The following is a 6,425-nucleotide window of genomic DNA, read 5'->3' on the forward strand; positions in this document are numbered from 1 at the left end:
ACCATGGCCCCCTAATCAGGTCAGTCGGATAGAGTGACCGCTTAAGTCTCGATTAGCGCATTGGCGCGGCCAAAACGCGCGCTTTTGCGGCCTCATATTCAGCCGCCAAGCGGTCGACCAATTCGCCAGCCGTGGCGATTTTCTTGATGGCCCCAATGCCTTGGCCGCAGCCCCAAATATCCCGCCAAGCTTTTTTCGACTGATTGCCGCCCGAGCCAAAGTTCATCGCTGAGGGATCGCTTTCTGGCAAGTTTGCTGGGTCAAGGCCAGCTGCCACCACCGAAGGAGCCAGATAATTGCCATGCACGCCCGTAAACAGATTGGAATAGATAATGTCGTCAGCACTGCTGTCGACGATCATTTGTTTATAGGCTTCTTCGGCATTGGCTTCGGCAGTCGCGATAAAGGCAGAACCAATGTAGCCAAAGTCTGCGCCCATGGCTTGGGCCGCCAAAACAGCACCGCCATTGGCGATGGAACCTGATACGCACAAAGGCCCGTCAAACCACTCACGAATTTCTTGCACCAAAGCAAAGGGTGACAAAGTTCCAGCATGGCCACCAGCACCAGCCGAAACCGCGATCAGGCCAGTTGCGCCTTTTTCAACCGCCTTTTTCGCAAAGCGGTTGTTGATGATGTCATGCAAAGTGATCCCGCCGTAAGACTGGATGGCTTGGTTCACATCTTCGCGCGCACCCAACGAGGTGATGACGACTGGCACTTTGAACTTCACGCAGGCCTCAACGTCATGCATCAGGCGGTCATTGGTTTTGTGAACGATCTGGTTGACGGCAAAAGGGGCTGCTGGGCGGTCTGGGTTTTTGTCATTCCATTCCCCCAATTCGGTGGTGATCTTGTCCAGCCATTCTTCCAAGACAGGCGCTGGGCGCGCATTCAGCGCGGGGAAGGAGCCGACGACGCCAGCCTTGCATTGCGCAATGACGAGATCAGGGTTGGAAATGATGAAGAGCGGCGCTCCGATCACAGGGATCCGAAGACGAGATAGAACTGCAGGTACCGACATGTGAACTCCCAGAGCAGTGTGGCGGGTGCCATTATGGCTACATTTATGAACCCGTCTTGGCGCGTCCTGCGCTGCGATGCAAGTAGAAGCGCGCGCCTAAACTGGCATTGGCCACAAGAAGTTTAGCGCCGCTACCGATGCGTCTGATAGATATCCGATCACATTTCCGAAACATTTTTGATCTCGTATTAAATTAACCGCTATTTTGAGTGGACTTTACCTAATGGCCCCAACAAGATAACCACTCGGCTTGGGGGAGTTGTATGAGCGCGGAAAAGCCCGGCATGGATGGCTCTATGGAGCCACTTCCAGAACTTGGTTCGGAAAACACCAGTTCGGATCTGAAGATTCGGCCAGATTACGACAGCTTACCTGATCAACCTCTTGGGTTTGATAACACAGAGACGGTAGGCCTTGGTTGGGCGTTTGATGCCATCGACCGCAGCCCGACGGAGCATATGCCGTCCTGGCAAACAGATATGGGTTATGAGTCGAAAGAAGACAGAGATCGCCGTGCCAAACACAAACAGTTTTTGAGCGGGCTGGAAGCAGCTGGCGTTCATGGAGTCATCGTCGATCAAACCGGCCATGTTCATGCAGGCACATCAAAATGGGCCCGTCGGATCGAGGCTTCCAGTACCTTACGCCTGAAAGATGGCAAGTTGATTGCCTTGGCCGCTCGCAGTGTGACCGACCTCCAGGCAGGGCTTGGTGTTTTGTACGACGGCTATCAAGGCAAGCATTTGTCCTTGCCGTTGCGCAACTTGGATGGCTGGGTTGTCGATATGGTCCGCCTGTTTAAATGTGAGGCGACCTTAGGCTCCTATGTCGCGGTGTTGCTGCCCAAGACGACCCAAGACGAAATGGCAACCATTACGGGCCTTCAAGTCTTTGCCGGGCTGACCAAGTCTGAAGCCAATATCGCAACCCTGTTGTCGCAGGCGCGGATGGTTGAAGAGATTGCTGCAATTCGCAAGACATCTGTGGCCACTGTAAAGAGCCAGATCAAAAGCCTCCTTGCGAAATTGGGCTTGCGGCGGCAAGCCGACTTGGTTCGACTGGTATCTACCGCAAGGTGAGGTCTTGACGAGGCGGGCTTAGGCCTGCACTTGCCATCCTATGACCCATCCATTCGCACTCGCTTCTGGCTTCACTGACCCTGAATTTGCGCGCTGGCAAGAGCTGGCTGAAAAAGCATTGAAGGGGGCTCCGTTTGAACGTCTCACCGGGCAGACCTATGATGGTGTGCCCATTCGGCCGCTCTACACAGCCGATGATGCGCCAAGCCCGGGTGAACGCACCGGGGTGGCGGGGCATGCACCGTTCATCCGTGGTGCAGACGCAGTGCGCGATGCTTTTTTGCCATGGGATATTCGCCAATCCATTTTGACCCCAGATCCCCATATGGCGAACCAAACCGCCCTGCATGATTTGGAGCGCGGTGTCTCTTCCATAGAATTTGTGATTGATCCCACTGGCAATTGCGGGGTGGCAGCCAGCCAGGTGGCAGACTTCCAAGTTTTGATTAAGGGCGTATTGCTGGGCTTGGCCACACTGGCCTTGGATGCACCTGCGGATCCCTTGGGGGCCGCGCGGGCTTTAGCCGATGCCGTGCCAGAACCCCAACGCGCGACAGCCAAGCTTGCCTTTAACCTTGACCCCATGGCTGCCCGCATGAACGGTCAAACGGGCTGTAGCCTTGAAGCCGCTGCGGGCTTTGCCGTCCAGACCCAAACCCTGTTTCCTTCTGCCACCTGCTTGCGGGCCGATGCGCGGCCTGTTCATGAAGGCGGTGGGTCTGAGGCGCAAGAATTGGCGGTCTTGATGGCTTCGGGCATCGCCCATCTCCGCGCCGGTGAGGCTATGGGTCTTACCCCTGAGGCAGTCACTTCAACCTTGTTGTTCACGCTTAGTGCAGGGCCTGATGTGGTGGTAGAGATTGCCAAGCAACGCGCCGCGCGCAGGCTGTGGGCCCGCGTGCTTGAGGCGTGTGGCGTGTTAGCCCCCATGCGGTTGCAAGCGGTGACGTCTGGTCGCATGCAAACCAAGCGCGATCCTTGGACCAATATTTTGCGCGCCACTTGCGCCTGTTTTGGGGCAGCAGCGGGTGGGGCGGACGTGATTACCGTCCTTCCCTTTACAAGCGCCTTGGGCCTCGCTGACGAGAATGCTCGCCGCATCGCCCGTAATACTCAATTGATCTTGCAAGAGGAGAGCCATTTGGGCCGGGTCACCGATCCTGCTGGCGGGGCTTGGGCGATGGAAGCCTTGGCAGAAGATTTAGCCAAAGCCGCTTGGCCCTTGGTGCAAGCGATTGAGCGGGCAGGGGGTCTACCATCTGCTTTAGATCAGGGCTTGGTGCAAGGCTGGGTTGCCCAAACGCGTGCCGCCCGCACGCGCGATATCGCCAAGCGCAAGACCCAACTCATTGGCATTAATATCTATGCCAATCTGGACGAAGTCTTGCCCGCCACACCCCCCATTGCCGCGACTACGGCGCCCGCAGCCCCGCTGGCAGGCGCGATCCCGCCCATGCGTTTGGCGCAAGATTTTGAAGCTTTGCGTGACCGGGCAGACAGCCTTCACCCGAAGATTTTTCTCGCGACCCTCGGCAGCCTCGCCAAGTTTAGCGCGCGGGCTGGCTTTGCCCGCAATGCTTTTGAAGCAGGCGGCATTAAGGCCTTGGGTGCCGATATGGCTCATGCTGATCTTGCTGCGCTGGTTGCAGCCTTTAAGGCCAGTGGTACCTCGATCGCCTGCCTGTGCGGCGATGATGCGACTTATGAGGCAGAAGCCAGCGACGCTGCTACCGCGCTCAAAGCCGCCGGCGCCGAGCAGATTTGGCTGGCCGGCAAGTTCAACGCCCCTGCCATTGATCGCAATCTGTTTGCCGGGGCTGATATTTTGGCTGAACTCACCTACGCCATCTCGCTTCTGGAGGAGCCCGCATGAGCAAGCTACCCGACTTCAGCACGCTCAACTTGGGGGTGCCAAAGCTGGCCTCTGTAGCGGCCAGCACTTCTGCCAGCGCAGAGATGTGGCGTACCCCGGAAGATGTGTTGGTCAAGCCATCCTATAGCCCTGACGACCTCAAAGGGCTTGACCATTTGGGCGGCCTTCCAGGCATTGCCCCCAATATTCGTGGGCCCTATCCCACGATGTATGTCCAACAACCGTGGACGATCCGCCAATATGCGGGTTTTTCCACGGCTGAAGATTCCAACGCCTTTTACCGCCGCAATCTGGCTGCGGGGCAGAAGGGCCTTTCGGTTGCCTTCGACCTTGCAACCCATCGCGGCTATGACAGCGACCACCCCCGCGTGCTGGGCGATGTCGGCATGGCTGGCGTGGCCATCGACAGCATTTATGACATGCGCACGTTGTTTGAGGGTATCCCGCTTGATCAGATGAGCGTGTCGATGACGATGAATGGCGCGGTCTTGCCCATTCTCGCACTCTATGTTGTCGCCGCTGAAGAACAGGGGGTCAGCCCGGATAAATTGTCGGGTACCATCCAAAACGACATTCTCAAAGAATTCATGGTACGCAACACCTATATTTATCCGCCAGGCCCCAGCATGCGGATCATTTCGGACATTTTTGCCTTTACCAGTCAAAACATGCCGAAGTTCAATTCTATCTCCATTTCCGGCTATCATATGCAAGAAGCAGGGGCGACAGCAGACCTAGAGCTTGCCTACACCCTTGCCGATGGGTTGGATTATATCCGCGCCGGACTTGAGGTGGGATTAGATATTGATGCTTTTGCGCCGCGCCTGTCCTTCTTCTGGGCGATCGGCATGAATTTCTTCATGGAAGTTGCTAAGATGCGGGCGGGGCGGGCCTTATGGGCGCGCTTGGTCAAGCAATTCAATCCCAAAAGCGAGAAGTCTCTGGCACTGCGTACCCACAGCCAAACCTCTGGCTGGAGCTTGACGGCGCAAGATGTGTTCAACAATGCCGTGCGCACCTGCGTCGAGGCCATGGCGGCCACCCATGGCCATACGCAAAGCTTGCACACCAATAGTTTGGATGAGGCCTTAGCCCTGCCGACAGACTTTTCGGCCCGCATCGCCCGCAATACCCAATTGGTGCTGCAGGAAGAGGCCGGATTCTCCCGCCCGATCGATCCGTGGGGTGGTAGCTATTATGTCGAAAAGCTGACGGCTGATCTGGCTGAGCGGGCTTGGAAACATATTGAAGAAGTGGAAGCCTTGGGCGGCATGGCCAAAGCCATCGAACAGGGCTTGCCCAAATTGCGGATTGAGGAAGCTGCCGCCAAGACCCAAGCGCGCATTGATACCGGCATGCAGACCGTGGTGGGCGTCAATAAATTCCCGCTCGATGAACTTGAGGACGTGCCGGTCCTGAAAGTCGACAATACGGCTGTTCGCATGAAACAGCTGGAGAAATTGAAGCGCTTGAAGGCTGAACGCACGCAGGCCGATGTCGATGCAGCCTGTGCGGCTTTAACCGCAGCTGCCCGTCATGGCACGGGTAACCTCCTCGATCTTGCCATTAAGGCCGCTCGGGCCAAAGCGACCGTGGGCGAAATCTCGCTGGCATTGGAAGATGTTTATGGTCGCCATAAGGCAGAAATTCGGATCAATTCGGGCGTCTATGCCCGCGAAGCTGACCCCGCAAACCCCGTCTTGCAACAGGCTCGCGACGCCATAACCGCCTTTACCAAGGCCGATGGGCGCCCGCCTAAAATCTTGGTCGCAAAAATGGGTCAAGACGGTCACGATCGCGGTCAAAAGGTGATTGCTACCGCCTTTAGCGATCTGGGCTTTGATGTTGATATCGGCCCCTTGTTCGCCACCCCCGAGGAAGCGGCCCGCCAAGCGGTGGAGAATAATGTGCATGTCATCGGCTTCTCCTCGCTGGCAGCAGGCCATTTGACGCTGTTACCGGCCCTTCGCCAGGCCTTATCGGCGGAAGGCCGCAGTGACATTATGATCGTCATCGGCGGCGTGATCCCGCCCGATGATGTGCCCATTCTCAAACAAATGGGTGCCAGCGCGGTCTATCTGCCAGGCACCGTGATTGGCGAAGCGGTTGTCGATCTGATCGGCACCTTGAGTGGCCGCTTGGGCTATTAGGACGCCTTTTCTCCCAAGGTCCTCCCCGCCGAAACGAAGAGGAGAGCGGGGACCTTGTGGGACTCGGTTGCGCCGTAAGGCATAGCATTGAGGATAGCTGTTTTGTTCTAGAAGGCTTTGGTGCAGGCCCGGCCTGCCCCAAAGGCCATACGTTATTGTTCGTGGGCGATTTGGTGGACCAAGGGGATCACCAAAGTGCGTCCAGATAAAAAACCTAACCAAAACCACTGTCGTCCCCGCCGGAACGAAGTGGAGAGCGGGACCTCCTTACGCTTTTGCGCCACAAGGTCCCGGATCGG

Annotated in this window: 4 protein-coding genes; 3 read left to right on the forward strand and 1 reads right to left on the reverse strand. The window is 56.9% G+C overall.

The annotated features are described in order from the left end of the window. Positions 1–52 precede the first annotated feature (52 nt). Positions 53–1,024: an NAD(P)H-dependent flavin oxidoreductase gene (locus B7364_RS05925; RefSeq protein WP_085339011.1), complete on the reverse strand. Its 972-nt coding sequence runs from the start codon at positions 1,022–1,024 to the stop codon at positions 53–55. Positions 1,025–1,287: 263 nt separating this feature from the next. Here B7364_RS05925 and B7364_RS05930 point away from each other — a divergent pair, with 263 nt between their 5' ends. The 3 genes from B7364_RS05930 to scpA are packed head-to-tail and all read left to right on the forward strand — an operon-like array spanning position 1,288 to position 6,126. Continuing rightward, positions 1,288–2,103 (forward strand): helix-turn-helix transcriptional regulator, encoded by an 816-nt coding sequence (locus tag B7364_RS05930; RefSeq protein WP_085339012.1) that lies wholly within the window; start codon positions 1,288–1,290, stop codon positions 2,101–2,103. A 40-nt stretch (positions 2,104–2,143) separates the two neighbouring features. After that, positions 2,144–3,976, forward strand: a complete 1,833-nt coding sequence (locus tag B7364_RS05935; protein WP_085339013.1) for a methylmalonyl-CoA mutase subunit beta — start codon at positions 2,144–2,146, stop codon at positions 3,974–3,976. After that, complete coding sequence (gene scpA, locus B7364_RS05940) at positions 3,973–6,126, forward strand: methylmalonyl-CoA mutase (RefSeq protein ID WP_085339014.1); 2,154 nt, start codon at positions 3,973–3,975, stop codon at positions 6,124–6,126. Before B7364_RS05935 ends, scpA begins: the two co-directional genes overlap by 4 nt. The last annotated feature ends 299 nt before the right edge of the window (positions 6,127–6,425 follow it).

The organism is Aquidulcibacter paucihalophilus (assembly GCF_002105465.1).
Lineage (GTDB): Bacteria > Pseudomonadota > Alphaproteobacteria > Caulobacterales > Aquidulcibacteraceae > Aquidulcibacter > Aquidulcibacter paucihalophilus.